General features: G+C 34.3%; 31 protein-coding genes. 25 read left to right on the forward strand and 6 right to left on the reverse strand.

What is annotated here, in order from left to right; genetic code table 11:
- Positions 1 to 45: 45 nt before the first annotated feature.
- Together mspA and C7J89_RS13290 are read right to left on the reverse strand one after the other, a co-directional pair.
- Entirely contained in the window at positions 46 to 363 is a 318-nt protein-coding gene (gene mspA, locus C7J89_RS04785; protein ID WP_061853490.1) for a membrane stabilizing protein MspA, read from the reverse strand.
- Between the two features lie 63 nt (positions 364 to 426).
- Positions 427 to 603 (reverse strand): SE1832 family protein, encoded by a 177-nt coding sequence (locus C7J89_RS13290; protein WP_170066439.1) that lies wholly within the window; start codon positions 601 to 603, stop codon positions 427 to 429.
- 140 nt (positions 604 to 743) lie between these two features.
- On the opposite strand from C7J89_RS13290, the gene C7J89_RS04790 reads away from it, so the two are divergent.
- Positions 744 to 1,652, forward strand: coding sequence for an AEC family transporter (locus C7J89_RS04790; RefSeq protein ID WP_103295880.1), 909 nt, complete (start codon positions 744 to 746; stop codon positions 1,650 to 1,652).
- A 525-nt stretch (positions 1,653 to 2,177) separates the two neighbouring features.
- Here the strand turns inward: C7J89_RS04790 and C7J89_RS04795 are convergent.
- The 3 genes from C7J89_RS04795 to C7J89_RS04805 form a co-directional block, all read right to left on the reverse strand.
- A complete protein-coding gene (locus tag C7J89_RS04795) occupies positions 2,178 to 2,969 on the reverse strand; it encodes a glucose 1-dehydrogenase (protein WP_103295879.1) in 792 nt (263 codons plus the stop codon).
- Positions 2,970 to 2,990: 21 nt separating this feature from the next.
- Positions 2,991 to 3,848: a GRP family sugar transporter gene (locus C7J89_RS04800; protein ID WP_061853487.1), complete on the reverse strand. Its 858-nt coding sequence runs from the start codon at positions 3,846 to 3,848 to the stop codon at positions 2,991 to 2,993.
- Positions 3,849 to 4,119: 271 nt separating this feature from the next.
- On the reverse strand, positions 4,120 to 4,989 hold the full coding sequence (locus C7J89_RS04805; protein ID WP_061853486.1) for a GNAT family N-acetyltransferase: 870 nt from the start codon (positions 4,987 to 4,989) through the stop codon (positions 4,120 to 4,122).
- Between the two features lie 134 nt (positions 4,990 to 5,123).
- On the opposite strand from C7J89_RS04805, the gene C7J89_RS04810 reads away from it, so the two are divergent.
- Positions 5,124 to 7,262 carry a DNA topoisomerase III gene (locus C7J89_RS04810; protein WP_061853485.1) on the forward strand — a complete coding sequence of 713 codons (2,139 nt, stop codon included), beginning with the start codon at positions 5,124 to 5,126 and terminating at the stop codon, positions 7,260 to 7,262.
- Positions 7,263 to 7,374: 112 nt separating this feature from the next.
- A complete protein-coding gene (locus C7J89_RS04815; protein WP_061853484.1) occupies positions 7,375 to 8,709 on the forward strand; it encodes an NCS2 family permease in 1,335 nt (444 codons plus the stop codon).
- A 72-nt stretch (positions 8,710 to 8,781) separates the two neighbouring features.
- On the opposite strand, the gene C7J89_RS04820 is transcribed toward C7J89_RS04815, so the two are convergent.
- A complete protein-coding gene (locus tag C7J89_RS04820) occupies positions 8,782 to 9,168 on the reverse strand; it encodes a hypothetical protein (RefSeq protein WP_061853483.1) in 387 nt (128 codons plus the stop codon).
- 358 nt (positions 9,169 to 9,526) lie between these two features.
- On the opposite strand from C7J89_RS04820, the gene rpsJ reads away from it, so the two are divergent.
- The 22 genes from rpsJ (at position 9,527) to secY (ending at position 20,023) form a co-directional block, all read left to right on the forward strand.
- Positions 9,527 to 9,835 (forward strand): 30S ribosomal protein S10, encoded by a 309-nt coding sequence (gene rpsJ, locus C7J89_RS04825; RefSeq protein ID WP_001118667.1) that lies wholly within the window; start codon positions 9,527 to 9,529, stop codon positions 9,833 to 9,835.
- 27 nt (positions 9,836 to 9,862) lie between these two features.
- The gene (gene rplC, locus C7J89_RS04830; RefSeq protein WP_061853482.1) at positions 9,863 to 10,525 is read left to right on the forward strand and encodes a 50S ribosomal protein L3; all 663 of its coding nucleotides are present in this window, start codon (positions 9,863 to 9,865) and stop codon (positions 10,523 to 10,525) included.
- 26 nt (positions 10,526 to 10,551) lie between these two features.
- Positions 10,552 to 11,175, forward strand: a complete 624-nt coding sequence (gene rplD, locus C7J89_RS04835; RefSeq protein ID WP_061853481.1) for a 50S ribosomal protein L4 — start codon at positions 10,552 to 10,554, stop codon at positions 11,173 to 11,175.
- Positions 11,175 to 11,450, forward strand: a complete 276-nt coding sequence (gene rplW / locus C7J89_RS04840) for a 50S ribosomal protein L23 (protein ID WP_002482614.1) — start codon at positions 11,175 to 11,177, stop codon at positions 11,448 to 11,450. The genes rplD and rplW overlap by 1 nt, the downstream gene beginning before the upstream one ends.
- 30 nt (positions 11,451 to 11,480) lie before the next feature.
- Complete coding sequence (gene rplB, locus C7J89_RS04845; RefSeq protein WP_061853480.1) at positions 11,481 to 12,317, forward strand: 50S ribosomal protein L2; 837 nt, start codon at positions 11,481 to 11,483, stop codon at positions 12,315 to 12,317.
- A 64-nt stretch (positions 12,318 to 12,381) separates the two neighbouring features.
- Complete coding sequence (rpsS, locus tag C7J89_RS04850) at positions 12,382 to 12,660, forward strand: 30S ribosomal protein S19 (RefSeq protein WP_048792969.1); 279 nt, start codon at positions 12,382 to 12,384, stop codon at positions 12,658 to 12,660.
- Positions 12,661 to 12,688: 28 nt separating this feature from the next.
- Entirely contained in the window at positions 12,689 to 13,042 is a 354-nt protein-coding gene (rplV, locus tag C7J89_RS04855; RefSeq protein WP_048792968.1) for a 50S ribosomal protein L22, read from the forward strand.
- Positions 13,043 to 13,066: 24 nt separating this feature from the next.
- Positions 13,067 to 13,723, forward strand: a complete 657-nt coding sequence (rpsC, locus tag C7J89_RS04860) for a 30S ribosomal protein S3 (protein ID WP_061853479.1) — start codon at positions 13,067 to 13,069, stop codon at positions 13,721 to 13,723.
- 2 nt (positions 13,724 to 13,725) lie between these two features.
- The gene (gene rplP / locus C7J89_RS04865; RefSeq protein WP_048792966.1) at positions 13,726 to 14,160 is read left to right on the forward strand and encodes a 50S ribosomal protein L16; all 435 of its coding nucleotides are present in this window, start codon (positions 13,726 to 13,728) and stop codon (positions 14,158 to 14,160) included.
- Positions 14,150 to 14,359, forward strand: a complete 210-nt coding sequence (gene rpmC, locus C7J89_RS04870) for a 50S ribosomal protein L29 (protein ID WP_002482620.1) — start codon at positions 14,150 to 14,152, stop codon at positions 14,357 to 14,359. Before rplP ends, rpmC begins: the two co-directional genes overlap by 11 nt.
- A gap of 25 nt (positions 14,360 to 14,384) precedes the next feature.
- The gene (gene rpsQ / locus C7J89_RS04875; protein ID WP_002509268.1) at positions 14,385 to 14,648 is read left to right on the forward strand and encodes a 30S ribosomal protein S17; all 264 of its coding nucleotides are present in this window, start codon (positions 14,385 to 14,387) and stop codon (positions 14,646 to 14,648) included.
- Between the two features lie 30 nt (positions 14,649 to 14,678).
- Positions 14,679 to 15,047 (forward strand): 50S ribosomal protein L14, encoded by a 369-nt coding sequence (gene rplN / locus C7J89_RS04880; RefSeq protein WP_048792965.1) that lies wholly within the window; start codon positions 14,679 to 14,681, stop codon positions 15,045 to 15,047.
- Between the two features lie 36 nt (positions 15,048 to 15,083).
- Entirely contained in the window at positions 15,084 to 15,401 is a 318-nt protein-coding gene (gene rplX, locus C7J89_RS04885; protein ID WP_048792964.1) for a 50S ribosomal protein L24, read from the forward strand.
- A 25-nt stretch (positions 15,402 to 15,426) separates the two neighbouring features.
- Positions 15,427 to 15,966 carry a 50S ribosomal protein L5 gene (gene rplE / locus C7J89_RS04890; protein WP_048792963.1) on the forward strand — a complete coding sequence of 180 codons (540 nt, stop codon included), beginning with the start codon at positions 15,427 to 15,429 and terminating at the stop codon, positions 15,964 to 15,966.
- Positions 15,967 to 15,988: 22 nt separating this feature from the next.
- Positions 15,989 to 16,174 carry a type Z 30S ribosomal protein S14 gene (locus tag C7J89_RS04895; protein ID WP_046208421.1) on the forward strand — a complete coding sequence of 62 codons (186 nt, stop codon included), beginning with the start codon at positions 15,989 to 15,991 and terminating at the stop codon, positions 16,172 to 16,174.
- Positions 16,175 to 16,204: 30 nt separating this feature from the next.
- Positions 16,205 to 16,603 carry a 30S ribosomal protein S8 gene (gene rpsH / locus C7J89_RS04900; protein ID WP_048792962.1) on the forward strand — a complete coding sequence of 133 codons (399 nt, stop codon included), beginning with the start codon at positions 16,205 to 16,207 and terminating at the stop codon, positions 16,601 to 16,603.
- Between the two features lie 24 nt (positions 16,604 to 16,627).
- Positions 16,628 to 17,164, forward strand: a complete 537-nt coding sequence (rplF, locus tag C7J89_RS04905) for a 50S ribosomal protein L6 (protein ID WP_103295878.1) — start codon at positions 16,628 to 16,630, stop codon at positions 17,162 to 17,164.
- A gap of 31 nt (positions 17,165 to 17,195) precedes the next feature.
- Positions 17,196 to 17,558 (forward strand): 50S ribosomal protein L18, encoded by a 363-nt coding sequence (gene rplR / locus C7J89_RS04910; protein WP_061853477.1) that lies wholly within the window; start codon positions 17,196 to 17,198, stop codon positions 17,556 to 17,558.
- Between the two features lie 21 nt (positions 17,559 to 17,579).
- Positions 17,580 to 18,080: a 30S ribosomal protein S5 gene (gene rpsE, locus C7J89_RS04915; RefSeq protein WP_048792959.1), complete on the forward strand. Its 501-nt coding sequence runs from the start codon at positions 17,580 to 17,582 to the stop codon at positions 18,078 to 18,080.
- Positions 18,081 to 18,094: 14 nt separating this feature from the next.
- A complete protein-coding gene (rpmD, locus tag C7J89_RS04920; protein WP_103295877.1) occupies positions 18,095 to 18,274 on the forward strand; it encodes a 50S ribosomal protein L30 in 180 nt (59 codons plus the stop codon).
- Positions 18,275 to 18,290: 16 nt separating this feature from the next.
- Positions 18,291 to 18,731: a 50S ribosomal protein L15 gene (rplO, locus tag C7J89_RS04925; protein WP_048792958.1), complete on the forward strand. Its 441-nt coding sequence runs from the start codon at positions 18,291 to 18,293 to the stop codon at positions 18,729 to 18,731.
- Positions 18,731 to 20,023, forward strand: a complete 1,293-nt coding sequence (gene secY, locus C7J89_RS04930) for a preprotein translocase subunit SecY (RefSeq protein WP_061853475.1) — start codon at positions 18,731 to 18,733, stop codon at positions 20,021 to 20,023. Before rplO ends, secY begins: the two co-directional genes overlap by 1 nt.
- Positions 20,024 to 20,027: the final 4 nt, after the last annotated feature.

A 20,027-nucleotide genomic window follows, 5' to 3' on the forward strand; every position in this document is an offset into this window, starting at 1 on the left:
TTAAATAAAAAAAGCATCGTCTTAGAACGATGCTCTTAGTCTAAATTAGTATAAAATAAGTGTTAAAATTATATATATCACTATTAAAATGACTGTTATTATATTTAAAATCTTAACAGCTTTTGAATCTTGTTTGCTAAATTTAAATGCCGTAATTTCAACATTTCCGACGATAAGTAAGAGGATAACAAATACCCACCAGTTAACTGCAGCAAACGATAATGTTGTTAAAGCTACAACAAATATTAATAAGATAGCCATTATGATTCTTAATATTTTAGTAAAAATAGTATTCATTTTATAGATACTTATGTAACTAACAATTAAATAAAGAAGCGGTAGTAAGACAAGATAAAGTTGCATAATTTAACATCCTTTCGAAGTTCTTTCTAATCTTAGCATGAATATAATCTTCTGACTAGAATGCTAATTTTTAGATTGGTTATTTATTTCTGAGCGAACTGAAGCAATTTCTTCTTCAATTTTTGCTAGTTGACGGTGTAGAGGATCGATATCTTGATTTAATGATTCTCTTTTCTCAAGATCGTTTTGTAATCTTACATAATCATCTTTAAGTTCCATTAATTTAGAATTTAAATCCATATTGATTCTCCTTATTTATAAATAAAAAATATTTAAGAATATTAATTAAATTATAACATGAAATTGATAGCTTCTAAAATAACAAGTAAGTATGTTATAGTATGAAAATGTAATGAAAACGGAATGAAAGAAGGATTACTGTGACGCAACAATTTATTATTATTATTTTACTAATAGCGTTAGGCTATATATTAAAACGACTTAATTATTTTAAAGCAAATGATAGTCAGATTTTTGCAACGTTGGTATTAAATATCACACTTCCTTCTTTAGTTATAGTTAATTTAAATAAAGCGGAACTAGATATTTCATTATCTATATTGCCTATTATGATGATTTGTTTTGGGATTATTGCTAAAATCATTGTTATTTGGTGCTTTTTAAATAGAGATAACCAAATTAGAGGTACAATGGGAATGATGACGGCATCACTAAATATTGGATTGTTTGCTTATCCACTTGTAGCGACGATATGGCCTGAAAAGGGTATGATTTATTTTGGTATGGCTGACATCGGTGGCGCTATTATTATGTTCGGTGTCACTTATTTTGTAGGTAGTTATTTTAGTAATGGTGCGGATAATTTTGATTTTAAATATTTAGGTAAAAATATTGTGAAGTCAGTACCATTAATGACTTATATTATTATGTTCATAATTAATTTATCTAATATTCATTTCCCAGCGCCAGTTATTAGTTTTTTCTCAACGCTATCTAAGGCGAATATGCCGCTATCAATGATTTTATTAGGTTTAATGTTGAGTTTTAAAATTGAAAAACGTTATTTACCGCTTGTTGCCAAGTATTTAGGTTTACACTATGGTGTTGCGTTAATAGCTGGTTTATTGGTGCATTATTTGTTACCAGTCCACGACGAAATGATAAAAACGACATTACAAGTTGCATGGCTGTTGCCTGTTGGTGTGTCTGTTATTCCATATGCGATTCAATTTAGATACAAAACTTTACCAATTATTGGCATGGTAACTAATTTGACCATAGTGATTAGTATAATAATATTGTATGTGTATCAAGCGATTTTTGTTTAACATTTAGGGACAATAATACTTTATATGAAATGCGAATCCATAGTTGGGATTCGCATTTTTTTAATTCTTTAGCTTGCTTTCTAAATTATTATTAAAATGATAGGGTGTTAAATTCATTGGCTCGCTTTCCAAGGGGACAGCTTCAGCCAGAGGTCTTCAGCTAGTCCTAATCCCTTAGGAGTCTCGTCAATAATAAGTAACCTATGCCACTATTATTAAAATGCTAGAGTTTAAATTCATTGGCTCGCTTTCAAAATAGAAGGGGAGTTCATTTTAATATTTGGGTATAGTGTGGAATGATTATCGGGATTATGTTTTTTGAGTGTAAATCATCGCATTGGCGCAATTTTAATTTTTCAGGGATATTTTATTTATTTGTAGTAATGTTGATTTAGCTTCTTCATAGCAACTATATTTGTGCTAAAACAAAAACAGATGAAACACCTATGGTTGTAAGTGTCTCATCTGTTTAGTTAAAACTATAAATTTATAATTCGAGTATTTTAATATTAAACTAAGATTATATTAACCTTTACCACCCATAAATGCAGGGTAGTTAGTCATACCACCATCTACATAAATTGTAGTACCGTGAATATAATCTGAGAAGCCAGAAGCTAAGAATAATGCAACGTTAGCAACTTGGTGTGCTTCTCCAATTTCTTTTGCTGGGATCATTTCTAATGTTTCAGCTCGTGTTGTTGGATCAGAGAATTTTTCGCGTGTATGTTCTGTAACTATAGCTCCCGGTGAAATATTATTGATACGAATACCATATTGTGCATATTCCATTGACATTGTTTCCATCATTAACTTTAAGCCGCCTTTACTAGCTGCGTAGTTAACGTAGTTTGGCCAAGGAATAGTATCATGTACGCTAGAAGTGTTTAAAATAACACCTTTTTTATCTTCTTTTAAAAATTGGTTTACAGCTGCTTTAGCACCCATAAATGCACCAGTTAAGTTGATATCGATAACTTTTTGCCACTCTGATACTGACATTTCGTGAGATGGGATAGGTTTTTCGAAACCAGCATTGTTTATCATAACGTCTAGTGTGCCGAATTCTTTAACAGCAGTTTGTACAAGGTTATTAACGTCATCTTCAACAGATACATCACCTTGAACTTTAATAGCTTGGCCACCAGCATCTTCGATTAATTTAATTGTTTCATTAACGTCATCTAAGTGTTTTTCACTTAAATAGTTCATTACTACTTTAGCTTTTAATTTGCCGAATTCTTCTGAGAAAGCTTTACCTAATCCACTTCCTGCACCAGTAATTACGACTACTTTGTTTTCTAAATCTTTAAACATTCCATTGTCCTCCTTAAATTGTTACGCTTTTAAATTTCCTAAAATAAAGGCAGCAACAATGATTAATACAATACCTGACCATATGCCAATCATTTGACGTCTGTCTTTACGTTCACCTAATAAATAAATTCCGCCTAATGTTGATACGATAACGAGTAATTGTGAAAATGAGAAACTCGTTGCTACACCAACTTTAGGTTGAGAGTAGAACATAAATAAGTTACCAATGCCCCATACGACACCCGGTATTAAATTTAAAGTAGTACTCTTAATAGAAGTTTCATGTTTCATAGATAAGATAAAGCCACCAATAGCCATACCTATTGATTGGAAGAATAATGCGCTTGTTCCGTCTACACCAAAGATTTGTGCTACAACGACATAAACCACATAACCAACAGTTGAAATTAATAAAATCACCATTGCTTTACCAAATTTGCTATTGCTTCCTGAAGCTTCATTTCTACCTTTTAATGAAGTTAATGCAATACCAATCACTAATAAGATCATGGATAATAAGCCTAAAATCACTTGTGTCCCAGTGCTCCATTCTCCTAAGAAAATAGCACTAAATAGTGTTGTACCGACTAATTGCATACCTGTAGAAATAGGCATTGTTTTAGAAACACCAATTAAATTAACTGATTTCAATTGATAACCTTGTCCTAATGCCCAGAAAACACCTGATATTAAGCCAACAACAATTACGATGGGGTGATCGAATTGTGCTTGACCGGATAATAGTAAAATAACACCTATGATTAGCGTACCTAAAGTAGTCCCTCTAATTTGGTTAAAAGGTCCTCCTCCAACTAATACGTTAATTAATACTACACTACCCCAAAATATTGCAGGTAGTAGAGCTATTAAAAAATCCATATTACTACTCACTTCTCTCTCTAATATTTTATGTGGGAGCTATACGTTTAAAATAGCTACAACTAGATATATTAAATTAAATTAATTACATAGTAAATAAAACCGGTTTCTTTTTTTATGTGAAAACGCTTTAATATAAAATTTATCTTTTTGGAAACGTTAATAGTGTTTTTAAAAGTGAAATTGCGCAATGTTAATGTCGCAAAAACAAAAGAACAGCACCATTCTGTAAATAAGAAACGATGCTGTTAATATATTGTTAAAGTGTTTGCTATAGGTAGGCTTTGACAAACTTATATTTTTTAAATTCATGGTTAACATTAAACCCAAGTTCATTAAAACGTGCGACCAATTTGTTATTTTTACTACGAATTTTGAAGTATATTTTTTTAACGTCGTAGTTTTGGAAGGCAAAGTGAAGTACATATTTTAATAATTCAAACGCTATACCTTTGAAACGATAATCGGCGTGAGATGCGAAATATTTAATCTCAGCCGTTTGTTGATTTTCAAATATTTGTAAGTATACGTAGCCTTTTAACAAACCTTCTGACATAAACATAAATAAATGATTATTATCTTGTAACGAATCAATAATTTCGCTGCCAGTCATAGCATTATGTGCAAATGTGCTTTTATGTAATTTATTAAATGAGCGAAAATATGCTGGATGATATTCGGTAATATTTTGTGTGGGGCCGATTTCCCCGACGTCGGTATCAGTTTCTAAATAATAATCGGTAAAATTATAAGATGCACCTATCGTCTTCATAGGTAAGTGAAAATATTGTTGGGCTTTTTCAAATGAAAAGTTGAAGTTAGCACTATCAAGCTGTTCATTAATCATCGCCTGAAATAAACTATCAAAATCCTCAATTGCATATTGTACATTAGGGTTAATTAAAGGCCCAATAACTTTATATTTGTTTGTTTCATATGGGAATGCCATTAACATCATTGTTAACTGACCTTCATCATTTTGTATTGCGTAAACACCGGGATTATCAATAACGTCTTTAAGAAATGCATCGAATTGGTTATGTGCTTGAGGAAGTTTATATAAATAAGATGCCATTTCATAATTTGCAGATTCTATAAAAGATTTAATTTGATCTATATCACTAACATTAATTATAGTCATGAAATACCTCCTTGTTATTTAAAACAGTTACCAGTATTTAGTTTAATTATATGTATTTTTTGTCGTAAATGGAAGTTAAGATGTGTTTGATACATGTTACAATAACGATATTAAACATTTGAAAGGGCGTAATTATGAAATCTTTAATTTTAGCTGAGAAACCCTCAGTAGGAAAAGATATTGCTAAAGCTTTAAATATAACTACTTCACGCAATGGTTACTTTGAGAATAATAACTATATTGTAACATGGGCACTAGGACATTTAGTAACGAATGCTACTCCAGAACAATATGATAAAAACTATAAAGAATGGAAATTGGCTGACTTACCTATCATTCCCAATAAAATGAAAACAGTAGTTATCAATAAAACAAAGAAGCAATTTCAAACGGTACAAAGACTACTTCAAAAAGATGAAGTTCAAAATATAATAATTGCTACCGATGCAGGTAGAGAAGGGGAACTCGTTGCTCGATTAATCTTAGATAAAGTACATAATAAAAAACCAATCAAAAGATTATGGATTAGTTCTGTAACTAAAAAGGCGATTGTTGATGGATTTAAAAAGTTAAAAGACGGTCGTCAATTCAATCAACTTTACGCAGCTGCTTTAGCAAGAAGTGAAGCGGACTGGGTTGTGGGCATAAATGCAACAAGAGCTTTAACGACAAAATATGATGCGCAATTATCTTTGGGACGCGTACAAACACCGACTATTAAATTAGTAGAAATGAGACAAACAGAAATTAATGATTTTACCCCAGAGACGTATTATACTTTGAACATTAATGTAGATGGATTGTTATGTCAGTGTATAACACCACAGCAAGCAACAAATAAAGAAGTTTATGAAAAAATCGTAACGAATATTAAGGGACAAAGTGCTAAAGTAAATTCGATAAACAGAAAAAGTAAGAAAGCTTTTCCACCTAAGTTATTTAATTTAACTGATTTACAACAAGAAGCTTATAAAAGATATAAGTTTGGGCCTAAAGAAACACTTAATACTTTGCAACAATTATACGAACGTCATAAATTGGCTACTTACCCACGTACAGATGCAAATTATTTAACTGACGACATGGTAAGTACTATTAAAGATAGATTGAGAGCTTTAATGGCAACTGATTACAAATCTTTTGCTAAAGCTCAAATGAGTCACACTTATAGTGCAAATGATAGCTTTATAAATAATAATAAAGTTTCAGATCACCATGCTATTATTCCAACTGAAGTGAGACCAGATATGGAAGCATTATCACCAAAAGAACAAAAAATATATATGCTAATAGCGCAAAGGTTTTTAGCAAACTTAATGCCACCACAAGAATATGAAGCAATTGAATTAGAATTATCTATTAACGAGTATAAATTTGTTTACAAAGATAAAATTTCAACAAAATTAGGCTTTAAAGCACTATTTAATAATGAAGCCCAAACATTCACATTAGATTCTAAGTGGCAACAAGGGACTAATATACAAGTAAATAAAGTAAGCGTTAATGAACATGAAACAACACCACCATCTTACTTTAATGAAGGGTCATTATTAAAAGCTATGGAGAGTCCACAAAAGTTCTTCAAATTCAATGACCATAAACATAGTAAAACATTGAAAGAAGCGGGTGGTATAGGAACAGTTGCAACACGAGCAGATATTATAGAAAAACTGTTCAATATTAATGCGATTGAATCAAAAGATGGCAAAATCAAAGTAACTAATAAAGGAAAGCAAATATTAGATTTAGCCCCTGAACAACTTACATCACCGTTATTAACTGCAGAATGGGAAGATAAATTAATGATGATTGAGCAAGGGAAATATGATGCGCGTAAATTTATGGAAGAAATTAGATCCTTTACCAAAAAAATTATTGCTACAATCAAAGACAGTGAACAAAAATATAAACATGATAATCTAACAGCGACTGAATGTCCTACTTGTGGAAAATTCATGTTGAAAGTTAATACGAAAAATGGATCTATGCTTGTATGCCAAGACCCAAATTGTAAAACTAAAAAGAATGTTCAATCTAAAACAAATGCGCGTTGTCCTAATTGTCACAAAAAAATGACACGTTTCGGGACTGGAAAAGATGCAACATATAGATGTGTTTGTGGTCATACAGAGAGTCAGGCACAAATGGATAAACGGCACAAGAATAAAAAGAACGACAAAGTATCCAAAAAAGATATGAAAAAATACTTAAATAAAGATGATGGACTTGAGAATAATCCATTCCAAGATGCGCTGAAAGGGCTGAAATTTTAAATTTTATCGAACTTAAAAGAAATATTTGTTATAAAAGTTCGGATTTACTATTGTGTTTTGAGGCGTTGGATATTAAAATATTAAGGTATTTTAATAAAAGGGAGACTTAACTGTGAAAAAATACTTTAAGTTCAAAGAACATAACACTAACTTTAAAAAAGAGATATTAGGTGGATTAACTACCTTCTTATCTATGGCTTATATTTTAGCCGTCAATCCACAGGTGTTAAGTTTGGCAGGAGTTAACGGTGCTACAGATAGTATGAAAATGGACCAAGGTGCAATTTTCGTTGCTACAGCGTTAGCTGCTTTTGTTGGTTCGTTATTTATGGGATTAATTGCAAGGTATCCAATTGCCTTGGCCCCAGGAATGGGATTAAATGCCTTTTTCGCATTCACTGTTGTGTTAACAATGGGCATACCTTGGCAAATAGGGTTAACTGGCGTACTCTTTTCCGGTATATTCTTTGCTATATTAACAATGACAGGATTAAGAGAAACGATTATTAACGCCATACCCCATCAAATGAAGATGGCTGTATCGGCTGGTATCGGATTATTTATTACGTTTGTTGGACTTCAAAGTTCAGGCATTATTGTTAAAAATAAATCAACGTTAGTAACGTTAGGTCATATTACTGACGGAACAGTATTACTTACTATATTTGGTATTATTATTACCGTCGTGATGTATGTTAAAAAAGTACCAGGTGCAATTTTTATTGGTATGATCTTAACTTCAATCTTAGGAATGTGTACTGGTTTAATACATACGCCATCTGGCATTGTAGGAAAAATTCCTAGTATTTCTCCTACCTTTGGTGCTGCATTTGATGCATTTAAAGATCCGGGGCAATTATTTACGGTACAATTTTTAATTGTTATTTTAACTTTCTTATTTATTGATTTCTTTGATACGGCAGGAACGCTTGTTGCGGTTGCTACACAAGCAGGAATTATGAAAAATAATAAATTACCACGTGCTGGTAGAGCTTTATTCTCAGATTCATTAGCAACAATTGTAGGTGCAATTTTTGGTACAACGACTACAACGTCATATATTGAATCTACAGCAGGTGTTGCTGTGGGTGCAAGGACTGGATTTGCTAGTATTATTACTGGTTTCTGTTTCTTGCTAGCGATTTTCTTTAGTCCATTAATCGAAATTGTAACGAGTGCCGTAACAACTCCAGCGTTAGTAGTAGTTGGTGTATTAATGGCTGCCAATTTTGCAGAAATTGAATGGAAAAAATTCGAAGTGGCAGTACCGGCATTTATAACAATTATTATGATGCCTTTATCATATTCAATTGCTACAGGTATTGCATGTGGATTTGTATTCTATCCAATAACAATGCTAATCTCGAAAAGACATAAAGAAGTACATCCAATGATGTATGGTTTAATGGTACTGTTTATTCTTTACTTTATATTTGTTCATGGTTAAAAAAAGAAAACCGTTAACGCAAAATTACTTTGCGCTAACGGTTTTTTTATTTTCTCATATAATATGGAAGAGTTAGTTTTTATTACGTCTATCTTCTGTATAAATTACACGTGCATTTTTATTAGGCACATAAATTGGCGAAGACAATATAATAAGAAGAAAGAATAATAATAGGAAAAAAAGAATCCAGTGTGCAATCATACCGATAAATGGAATGAAAGCAATAATCGATCCTATAATACCTATTAATGGAATAATAGCCATTGGTTTAATAGCGTTTTGTCTATCTACTATTAAAATAATTAACATAATTAGATATAAAAACATGTTTACAAATAATGGTTGCCAGCTTAAACCTAATATGAAACTTCCACCAAGGAAGGGGATACCATAAAATAATTCGCTTAATAATAAGATAATAGTTAATACAATCAATATATTTCTAATACTTGATTTCATTTATTTTTCACCACCTACAATTACAATTATATACGAAAAGAAATTATATTTATATTAATTTGAAACTTAAATGAAAACTTTTAGTGCTTACAATTTAAGTAATTTCCTTAAAACGGTTGAAGAACAAAAGAATTTCAAGTACAATGTCAAAGTATGTGTTAGACAAAAAGTGAAAAGTTTTATAGAAAAGCTTGATAAATCAGTGCTTTTCGTGTAACATATCTAATGTTGGACTTTAAGGAAATGCGATGAAGCGAAAGGTTACTGACACACCCGGCCGCTTTGCCATGGCGTTGTGTAAGATAGTTTTCGTGGAGAAGTCTATCACTTAAATGTAGACGAATAAGGAGGGAAAATTATGGCAAAACAAAAAATCAGAATCAGATTAAAAGCTTATGATCACAGAGTAATCGATCAATCAGCTGAGAAAATTGTTGAAACTGCGAAACGTTCTGGAGCAGATGTTTCTGGACCGATTCCATTACCAACAGAAAAATCAGTTTACACGATTATCCGTGCTGTACATAAGTACAAAGATTCTCGTGAACAATTCGAACAACGTACTCATAAACGTTTGATTGACATTGTTAACCCAACACCAAAAACAGTTGATGCTCTTATGGGCTTAAACTTACCATCTGGTGTAGACATCGAAATTAAATTATAATAGAAAAAATTAGGAGGTGGACTTTCGATGACCAAAGGAATCTTAGGAAGAAAAATCGGGATGACACAAGTGTTCGGTGAGAACGGTGAATTAATCCCAGTAACAGTAGTAGAAGCAGGTCAAAACGTTGTATTACAAAAGAAAACTGAAGAAGTTGATGGATACAACGCAATTCAAGTAGGTTTTGAAGATAAAAAAGCTTACAAGAAAAACAGTAAAACTAACAAATATGCTAGTAAACCAGCTGAAGGTCATGCTAAAAAAGCTGACACAGCACCTAAGCGCTTCATTCGTGAATTCAGAAACGTTAACGTTGATGAATACGAAGTAGGTCAAGAAGTCTCAGTTGATAAATTTGAAACTGGCGACATCATTGATGTTACAGGCGTATCAAAAGGTAAAGGTTTCCAAGGCGCTATTAAACGTCATGGACAAGCACGTGGACCAATGGCTCACGGTTCTCATTTCCACAGAGCACCAGGTTCTGTAGGTATGGCTTCAGATGCGTCAAGAGTATTCAAAGGACAAAAAATGCCAGGACGTATGGGTGGAAATACTGTAACAGTACAAAACCTAGAAGTCGTTCAAGTAGATGCTGACAATAATGTAATTTTAGTTAAAGGTAATGTACCTGGACCTAAAAAAGGATTATTAGAAATCTCAACTTCAATTAAAAAAGGTAATAAATAATAAATAACGAAAGGAGGAAAAGCATAATGGCTAATTATGATGTATTAAAAGTAGACGGAACTAAATCAGGTTCAGTTGAATTAAATGATGCAGTTTTTGCAATCGAACCAAACACAGACGTTCTATTTGAAGCAATCACTTTACAACGTGCTTCATTACGCCAAGGTACTCATGCTGTTAAGAACCGTTCAGCAGTACGTGGTGGTGGACGTAAACCATGGAGACAAAAAGGTACAGGACGTGCGCGTCAAGGTACAATTCGTGCGCCACAATGGCGCGGTGGTGGTATCGTATTCGGACCAACACCTAGAAGTTATGCTTATAAAATGCCTAAGAAAATGCGTCGTTTAGCTTTACGTTCAGCATTATCTTACAAAGTACAAGAAAGTGCTTTAACAGTTGTAGATGCATTCCAATTTGATGCACCTAAAACTAAAGAATTCAAAACTGCTCTTTCTAACTTAAAACAACCTAAAAAAGTATTAGTAGTTACAGACTCAGAAGATGTAAACGTTGAATTATCAGCTCGTAACATCCCTGGCGTACAAGTTTCTACAGCTCAAGGGTTAAACGTATTAGACATAACAAGCGCTGACAGTGTAGTAATCACAGAATCAGCTGCTAAAAAAGTTGAGGAGGTGCTCGGATAATGGAAGCAAGAGACGTTCTTAAGCGCCCCGTAATCACTGAAAAATCATCAGCTGCTATGGCTGAAGATAAATATACATTCGACGTAGATACTCGTGCTAACAAAACACAAGTTAAAATTGCTGTCGAAGAAATCTTTGATGTAAAAGTTGACAATGTAAACATCATCAACTACAAACCAAAGAAAAAACGTATGGGCCGTTACCAAGGCTATACAAACAAAAGACGCGTAGCAATTGTTAAATTAAAAGAAGGATCAATCGATCTATTCAACTAAAATAAATTACCAATAAGGAGGTAAGCGACAATGGCTCTAAAAAAATACAAGCCAATTACTAATGGTCGTCGTAATATGACTACGTTAGATTTCGCTGAAATCACGAAAACTACACCTGAAAAGTCATTATTACAACCGCTACCGAAAAAAGCGGGACGTAACAACCAAGGTAAATTGACAGTTCGCCACCATGGTGGAGGACACAAACGTCAATACCGTGTTATTGATTTTAAACGTAATAAAGATGGAATCACTGCTAAAGTTGATTCAATTCAATACGATCCAAACCGTTCAGCAAACATCGCATTATTAGTTTATGCTGATGGTGAAAAACGTTACATCATTGCTCCTAAAAACTTACAAGTAGGTCAAGTATTAGAGAGTGGTGACAATGCGGATATTAAAGTAGGTAACTCATTACCACTTCAATTTATCCCAGTAGGTACAGTAATTCATAATATCGAATTAAAACCTGGTAAAGGTGGACAACTTGCTCGTTCAGCAGGTGCAAGTGCTCAAGTACTTGGTAAAGAAGGAAAATACGTTTTAATCAGATTAAGATCTGGCGAAGTTCGTATGATTCTTTCAACTTGCCGTGCAACTATTGGTCAAGTTGGTAACATCCAACATGAACTTGTAAACGTTGGTAAAGCAGGTCGTTCAAGATGGAAAGGTATTCGCCCAACTGTTCGTGGTTCTGTAATGAACCCTAACGATCACCCACACGGTGGTGGTGAAGGACGTGCTCCTATCGGTAGACCATCTCCAATGTCACCTTGGGGTAAACCTACGCTTGGTAAGAAAACACGTCGTGGTAAGAAATCATCTGATAAACTTATCGTACGTGGACGTAAGAAGAAAAAATAATAACAACTTATTGGAGTGTGCGGCTTAACTGCTGCACGCACTAAATAAGAAGGGAGGCGCCACTATGGCTCGTAGTATTAAAAAAGGACCTTTCGTCGATGATCATTTAATGAAAAAAGTCGAAGCTCAAGGCGAAAGCGAGAAAAAACAAGTAATCAAAACTTGGTCACGTCGTTCAACTATTTTCCCTAACTTCATCGGTCACACTTTCGCAGTATACGATGGACGTAAACATGTACCTGTATTCGTTACAGAAGATATGGTTGGTCACAAATTAGGTGAATTCGCTCCAACTCGTACATTCAAAGGACACGCTGCAGACGACAAAAAAACAAGAAGATAATTTCTAACAAGTAGAGGAGGAAATCCGAATGGAAGCAAAAGCGGTTGCTAGAACAATAAGAATCGCACCTCGTAAAGTTAGATTAGTATTAGATCTAATCAGAGGTAAGAACGCTGGAGAAGCTATTGCTATTTTAAAATTAACTAACAAAGCTTCATCACCAGTTGTTGAAAAATTATTAATGTCCGCTTTAGCAAATGCTGAACATAACTATGACATGAATACAGATGAATTAGTTGTTAAAGAAGCTTATGCTAATGAAGGACCAACATTGAAACGTTTCCGTCCACGTGCACAAGGCCGTGCAAGTGCGATTAACAAACGTACAAGCCACATTACAATCGTCGTAAGTGACGGTAAAGAAGAAGCTAAAGAAGCTTAATACATTATTTAAGGAGGGAATACTGTGGGTCAAAAAATTAATCCAATCGGACTTCGTGTCGGAGTAATCCGTGACTGGGAAGCTAAATGGTACGCAGAAAAAGACTTCGCTTCACTATTACATGAAGACTTAAAAATCCGTAAATTTATTGATAACGCATTAAAAGAAGCATCAGTTTCTCACGTTGATATCGAACGTGCTGCTAACCGTATCAACATCGCTATTCATACTGGTAAGCCTGGTATGGTCATTGGTAAAGGCGGTTCAGAAATTGAAAAACTTCGTAATAAATTAAACACATTAACAGACAAAAAAGTACACATTAACGTAATTGAAATCAAAAAGGTTGATTTGGATGCTAAATTAGTAGCTGAAAACATCGCACGTCAATTAGAAAACCGTGCTTCATTCCGTCGTGTACAAAAACAAGCTATTACTAGAGCTATGAAACTTGGTGCTAAAGGTATCAAAACTCAAGTATCTGGTCGTTTAGGCGGAGCAGACATCGCTCGTGCTGAACAATATTCAGAAGGAACTGTTCCACTTCATACATTACGTGCTGACATTGGTTACGCACACGCAGAAGCTGACACTACTTACGGTAAATTAGGTGTCAAAGTATGGATCTATCGTGGAGAAGTTCTTCCTACTACTAAGAACACTAGTGAAGGAGGAAAATAATAATGTTACTACCAAAACGTGTAAAATATCGTCGTCAACATCGTCCTAAAACAACTGGTCGTTCAAAAGGCGGTAATTATGTAACATTTGGTGAGTATGGTTTACAAGCAACTACAACGTCTTGGATCACTTCTCGTCAAATCGAATCAGCTCGTATTGCTATGACACGTTACATGAAACGTGGCGGGAAAGTTTGGATTAAAATCTTCCCACATACACCATATACTAAAAAACCTTTAGAAGTACGTATGGGTGCTGGTAAAGGTGCTGTTGAAGGCTGGGTTGCAGTAGCAAAACCAGGTAGAATTTTATTTGAAATCGCAGGCGTTAACGAAGAAGTTGCGCGTGAAGCATTACGTTTAGCAAGTCACAAACTTCCTGTAAAAACTAAGTTTGTAAAACGTGAAGAATTGGGTGGTGAAACAAATGAAAGCTAAGGAAATTAGAGACTTAACCACTTCAGAAATCGAAGAACAAATCAAATCTTCAAAAGAAGAGCTTTTTAACCTACGCTTTCAGTTAGCTACAGGTCAATTAGAGGAAACTGCACGTATTCGCACAGTAAGAAAAACGATTGCACGTCTAAAAACTGTTGCTCGTGAAAGAGAAATTGAACAAGGTAAAGCGAATCAATAATTAATTGAAAGAGGAGGTTACAAAAGTGAGCGAAAGAAATGATCGTAAAGTTTATGTAGGTAGAGTCGTTTCAGATAAAATGGACAAAACTGTAACTGTACTTGTTGAAACATACAAAACACACAAATTGTACGGTAAACGAGTAAAATACTCTAAAAAATACAAAACTCATGATGAAAACAACTCAGCTAAGTTAGGGGACATCGTTAAGATTCAAGAGACTCGTCCTTTATCAGCTTCTAAACGTTTCCGTTTAGTTGAAATTGTTGAAGAATCAGTAATCATATAATACACAATATAGATAAAGGAGGTTTAACTCATGATCCAACAAGAAACACGTCTAAAAGTAGCAGATAACTCTGGTGCTCGTGAAGTTCTTACAATCAAAGTATTAGGTGGATCTGGTCGTAAAACAGCTAATATCGGTGACGTTATTGTTGCTACTGTTAAAAATGCAACACCAGGTGGCGTTGTTAAAAAAGGCGAAGTAGTAAAAGCTGTTGTAGTACGTACTAAATCAGGTGTACGTCGTAATGACGGTTCATACATTAAATTTGATGAAAATGCATGTGTAATCATTCGTGACGACAAAGGCCCACGTGGTACTCGTATTTTCGGTCCTGTTGCTCGTGAATTACGTGAAGGAAACTTCATGAAAATCGTATCACTAGCTCCAGAAGTACTTTAATAATTATTTAATAAAAAGCTTAAGGAGGTGCCACGCATGCATATCAAAAAAGGTGACAACGTAAAAGTTATCGCAGGTAAAGACAAAGGTAAAGAAGGTAAAGTTGTTTCTACTGAACCTAAAAAAGACCGTGTCGTTGTGGAAGGTGTTAACGTAATTAAAAAACACCAAAAACCAACTCAATTTAATCCTGAAGGTGGAATCTTAGAAACAGAGGCAGCAATCCATGTTTCTAACGTACAATTATTGGACCCTAAAACGAATGAACCAACACGTGTTGGATATAAATTCGAAGATGGCAAAAAAGTTCGTATCGCTAAAAAATCTGGCGAAGAAATCAAATCTAATAATTAATAACTAGTTGAAAGGAGGATCCACTTTGAACCGTTTAAAAGAAAAATTCAACTCTGAAGTTACTGAAAGCTTAGTTAAGAAATTTAATTATAGTTCAGTAATGGAAGTACCAAAAATTGAAAAAATCGTTGTAAATATGGGTGTAGGTGACGCAGTTCAAAACTCTAAAGTGTTAGATAATGCTGTTGAAGAGTTAGAATTAATCACTGGTCAAAAACCATTAGTTACAAAAGCTAAAAAATCTGTTGCTACTTTCCGTTTACGTGAAGGTATGCCTATCGGAGCTAAAGTTACATTACGCGGCGAAAGAATGTATGATTTCTTAGATAAATTAATCGCTGTATCTTTACCTCGTGTACGTGACTTCCGTGGTGTTTCTAAAACAGCATTTGATGGAAGAGGTAACTACACTTTAGGTGTTAAAGAACAATTAATTTTCCCTGAAATTGACTATGATAAAGTATCAAAAGTACGCGGAATGGATATCGTTATCGTTACTACTGCTAACACTGACGAGGAAGCTCGTGAATTGTTAACACAATTCGGTATGCCATTTCAAAAATAATCTCTAAAAGGAGGCTAATTAAGTGGCTAAAAGTTCAATGGTTGCTAAGCAACAAAAAAAACAAAAGTTCCAAGTACGTGAATATACTCGTTGTGAACGTTGTGGTCGTCCACATTCTGTATATCGTAAATTCAAATTATGCCGTATTTGTTTCCGTGAATTAGCTTATAAAGGCCAAATTCCTGGCGTTCGTAAAGCTAGCTGGTAATAAAAAGAGGATGAAAGGAGGCAACAATCAATGACATTATCAGATCCAATTGCAGATATGCTAACTCGTGTAAGAAACGCTAACATGGTTCGTCACGATAAATTAGAATTCCCTGCATCTAATATTAAAAAAGAAATTGCCGAAATCTTAAAAAGTGAAGGTTTCGTTAAAAACGTTGAATTTGTAGAAGACGATAAACAAGGTGTTATTCGTGTATTCCTTAAATATGGTCAAAACAATGAACGTGTTATCACTGGATTAAAACGTATCTCTAAACCAGGTTTACGTGTTTATGCTAAAGCTAATGAAGTGCCAAAAGTTCTTAACGGCTTAGGTATTGCTTTAGTTTCAACTTCTGAAGGTGTAATCACTGACAAAGAAGCAAGAAAACGTAACATCGGTGGAGAAATCTTAGCTTACGTTTGGTAATAATAAATAAGGAGGTGCGATAACATGAGTCGTGTTGGTAAAAAAATTATTGACATTCCAAGTGACGTAACAGTAAGTATTGATGGTAATACAGTTACTGTTAAAGGTCCTAAAGGTGAATTATCAAAAACATTAAATGAAAGAATGACATATAAACAAGACGAAAACACATTAGAAGTTGTAAGACCTTCTGATTCTAAAGATGATAGAACAGTACATGGTACAACTCGTGCTTTAATCAATAATATGATTCTTGGTGTTTCTCAAGGTTTCCAAAAAACTCTTGAACTTGTTGGTGTTGGTTACCGTGCTCAAATGCAAGGTAACGACTTAGTACTTAACGTTGGTTATTCTCACCCAGTTGAAATTAAAGCCGAAGACGGTATTACTTTCGCTGTTGAGAAAAATACAACTGTAACTGTTTCAGGTGTATCTAAAGAACAAGTTGGAGCTATCGCTTCAAACATCCGTTCAACTAGACCTCCAGAACCTTATAAAGGTAAAGGAATTCGTTACCAAGGTGAATACGTTCGCCGTAAAGAAGGTAAAACTGGTAAATAATAAATAACTCTCTATAGAAAGGAGTATTGCAATGATCAGCAAAATTGATAAAAACAAAGTACGTTTAAAAAGACATGCGCGTGTTCGTACTAAATTATCTGGCACAGCTGAAAAACCACGTTTAAACGTTTATCGTTCAAACAAGCACATCTATGCTCAAATTATCGATGACGTTAAAGGTGAAACTTTAGCTCAAGCCTCAACTCAAGACAAAGATATCGCAAGTGAATCAACTACAAAAGTTGACTTATCTGCTAAAGTAGGCGAATCAATCGCTAAAAAAGCAAGCGATAAAGGCGTAACTGCTATCGTATTTGACCGTGGAGGTTACTTATATCATGGTCGTATTAAAGCATTAGCTGAAGCAGCTCGCGAAAACGGTTTAGAATTTTAATTTAAAGGAGGGACAAATTACATGGCTCGTAGAGAAGAAGAAACTAAAGAATTTGAAGAACGCGTTGTTACAATCAACCGTGTTGCAAAAGTTGTTAAAGGTGGACGTCGTTTCCGTTTCACTGCTTTAGTAGTAGTAGGAGATAAGAACGGTCGCGTTGGCTTTGGTACTGGTAAAGCACAAGAAGTTCCAGAAGCAATCAAAAAAGCTGTAGAAGCAGCGAAAAAAGATTTAGTTGTAGTTCCACGTGTTGAAGGTACTACTCCTCATACAATCACTGGACGCTTCAGTTCAGGTAGCGTATTCATGAAACCAGCTGCACCTGGTACAGGTGTTATCGCAGGTGGCCCAGTTCGTGCTGTCCTAGAATTAGCTGGAATCACTGATATTTTAAGTAAATCATTAGGATCTAATACTCCAATCAATATGGTTCGTGCAACTATTAATGGATTAAAAAATCTTAAAAATGCTGAAGAAGTTGCGAAATTACGTGGCAAATCAGTCGAAGAATTATACAATTAAGGAGGGAAAGAGTTATGGCTAAATTACAAATTACCCTCACTCGTAGTGTTATTGGTCGTCCTGAAACACAACGTAAAACTGTTGAAGCTTTAGGTTTGAAAAAAACTAATTCTTCAGTAGTTGTTGAAGATAACCCTGCAATCCGTGGGCAAATCAACAAAGTAAGTCACTTATTGACTGTAGAAGAAAAATAATTAAGGAGGTGCCGAAATGAAATTACATGAGTTAAAACCAGCAGAAGGTTCACGTAAAGAACGTAACCGCGTTGGACGTGGTGCGGCTACAGGTAACGGTAAAACAAGTGGACGTGGACAAAAAGGTCAAAAAGCACGTTCAGGTGGTAAAGTAAGACCAGGATTTGAAGGTGGTCAATTACCATTATTCCGTCGTTTACCAAAACGTGGTTTCACTAACATTAACCGTAAAGAATATGCTATTGTTAACTTAGACCAACTTAATAAATTTGAAGAAGGTACTGAAGTAACTCCAGCTTTATTAGTAGAATCCGGTGTAGTTAAAAGTGAAAAATCTGGTATTAAAGTATTAGGTAACGGTTCACTAGAGAAAAAATTAACAGTAAAAGCTCATAAATTCTCTGCTTCTGCAGCAGACGCTATTGATGCAAAAGGTGGAGCACACGAGGTGATCTAATGATTCAAACGCTTGTGAGCTTCTTTCAAACAAAAGAAGTTCGTAACAAGATCTTTTTTACACTCGCAATGTTAGTTATTTTCAAGATAGGTACTTATATTCCAGCACCTGGCGTAAATCCAGCTGCCTTTGACAGTCATCAAGGTTCTCAAGGTGTCACTGATTTGTTAAATACATTTGGTGGTGGAGCCTTGAAGAACTTTTCAATCTTTGCAATGGGAATAATGCCTTACATTACTGCATCTATCGTAATGCAGTTATTGCAAATGGATATTGTTCCTAAGTTTACAGAATGGGCAAAACAAGGTGAATCAGGTAGGAAGAAGCTAAATAATTTTACACGTTATTTCGCTATTATTCTTGCCTTCATTCAATCAATTGGTATGGCTTTCCAATTTAACAACTACCTAAAAGGTCAATTGATAATGGATCAATCAATCTTTAGTTATTTGTTAATTGCAGTTGTCTTAACATCAGGCACAGCATTCCTAATTTGGTTAGGTGAGCAAATAACACAATTTGGTGTTGGTAATGGAATTTCAATTATTATCTTTGCAGGTATTCTATCTACGCTTCCGTCTTCACTCATCCAATTTTACCAACAAGCATTTGTTGGCCAAGACGATGTCACTTTAGCATGGCTTAAAGTAATTGGTATAGTTATCGGAATGATATTACTAACTATTGGTGCTATTTACGTATTACAAGCTATTCGTAAAATACCAATTCAATATGCAAAGAAACAATCAGCACAACGCCTAGGTTCTCAAGCAACGTATTTACCATTAAAAGTTAACTCAGCAGGAGTTATTCCTGTTATCTTTGCAATGGCATTCTTTTTATTACCTAGAACGTTAACATTATTTTTCCCTGATGCTGCTTGGGCACAAAAAGTATCAGACGTGGCTAACCCTTCAAATAACATTGGAATGATTGTGTATGTAGTATTAATTATTGCGTTCGCATATTTCTATGCATTTGTTCAAGTTAACCCAGAAAAAATGGCTGAAAATCTTAAGAAACAAGGCAGTTACGTTCCAGGAATCAGACCTGGAGAACAAACAAAAAAATATATTACTAGAGTACTCTATCGATTAACATTCGTTGGATCAATCTTCTTAGCTGTAATTGCTATCTTACCGATAATTGCGACTAAGTTTATGAACTTACCTCAATCAATTCAGGTTGGTGGTACAAGTTTACTAATCGTAATTGGTGTAGCAATTGAAACGATGAAGAGCCTTGAAGCTCAAGTGGGCCAGAAGGAATATAGAGGCTTTGGTGGTAGATAAATTG

The organism is Staphylococcus kloosii (assembly GCF_003019255.1).
In the GTDB taxonomy this organism is placed as follows: domain Bacteria; phylum Bacillota; class Bacilli; order Staphylococcales; family Staphylococcaceae; genus Staphylococcus; species Staphylococcus kloosii.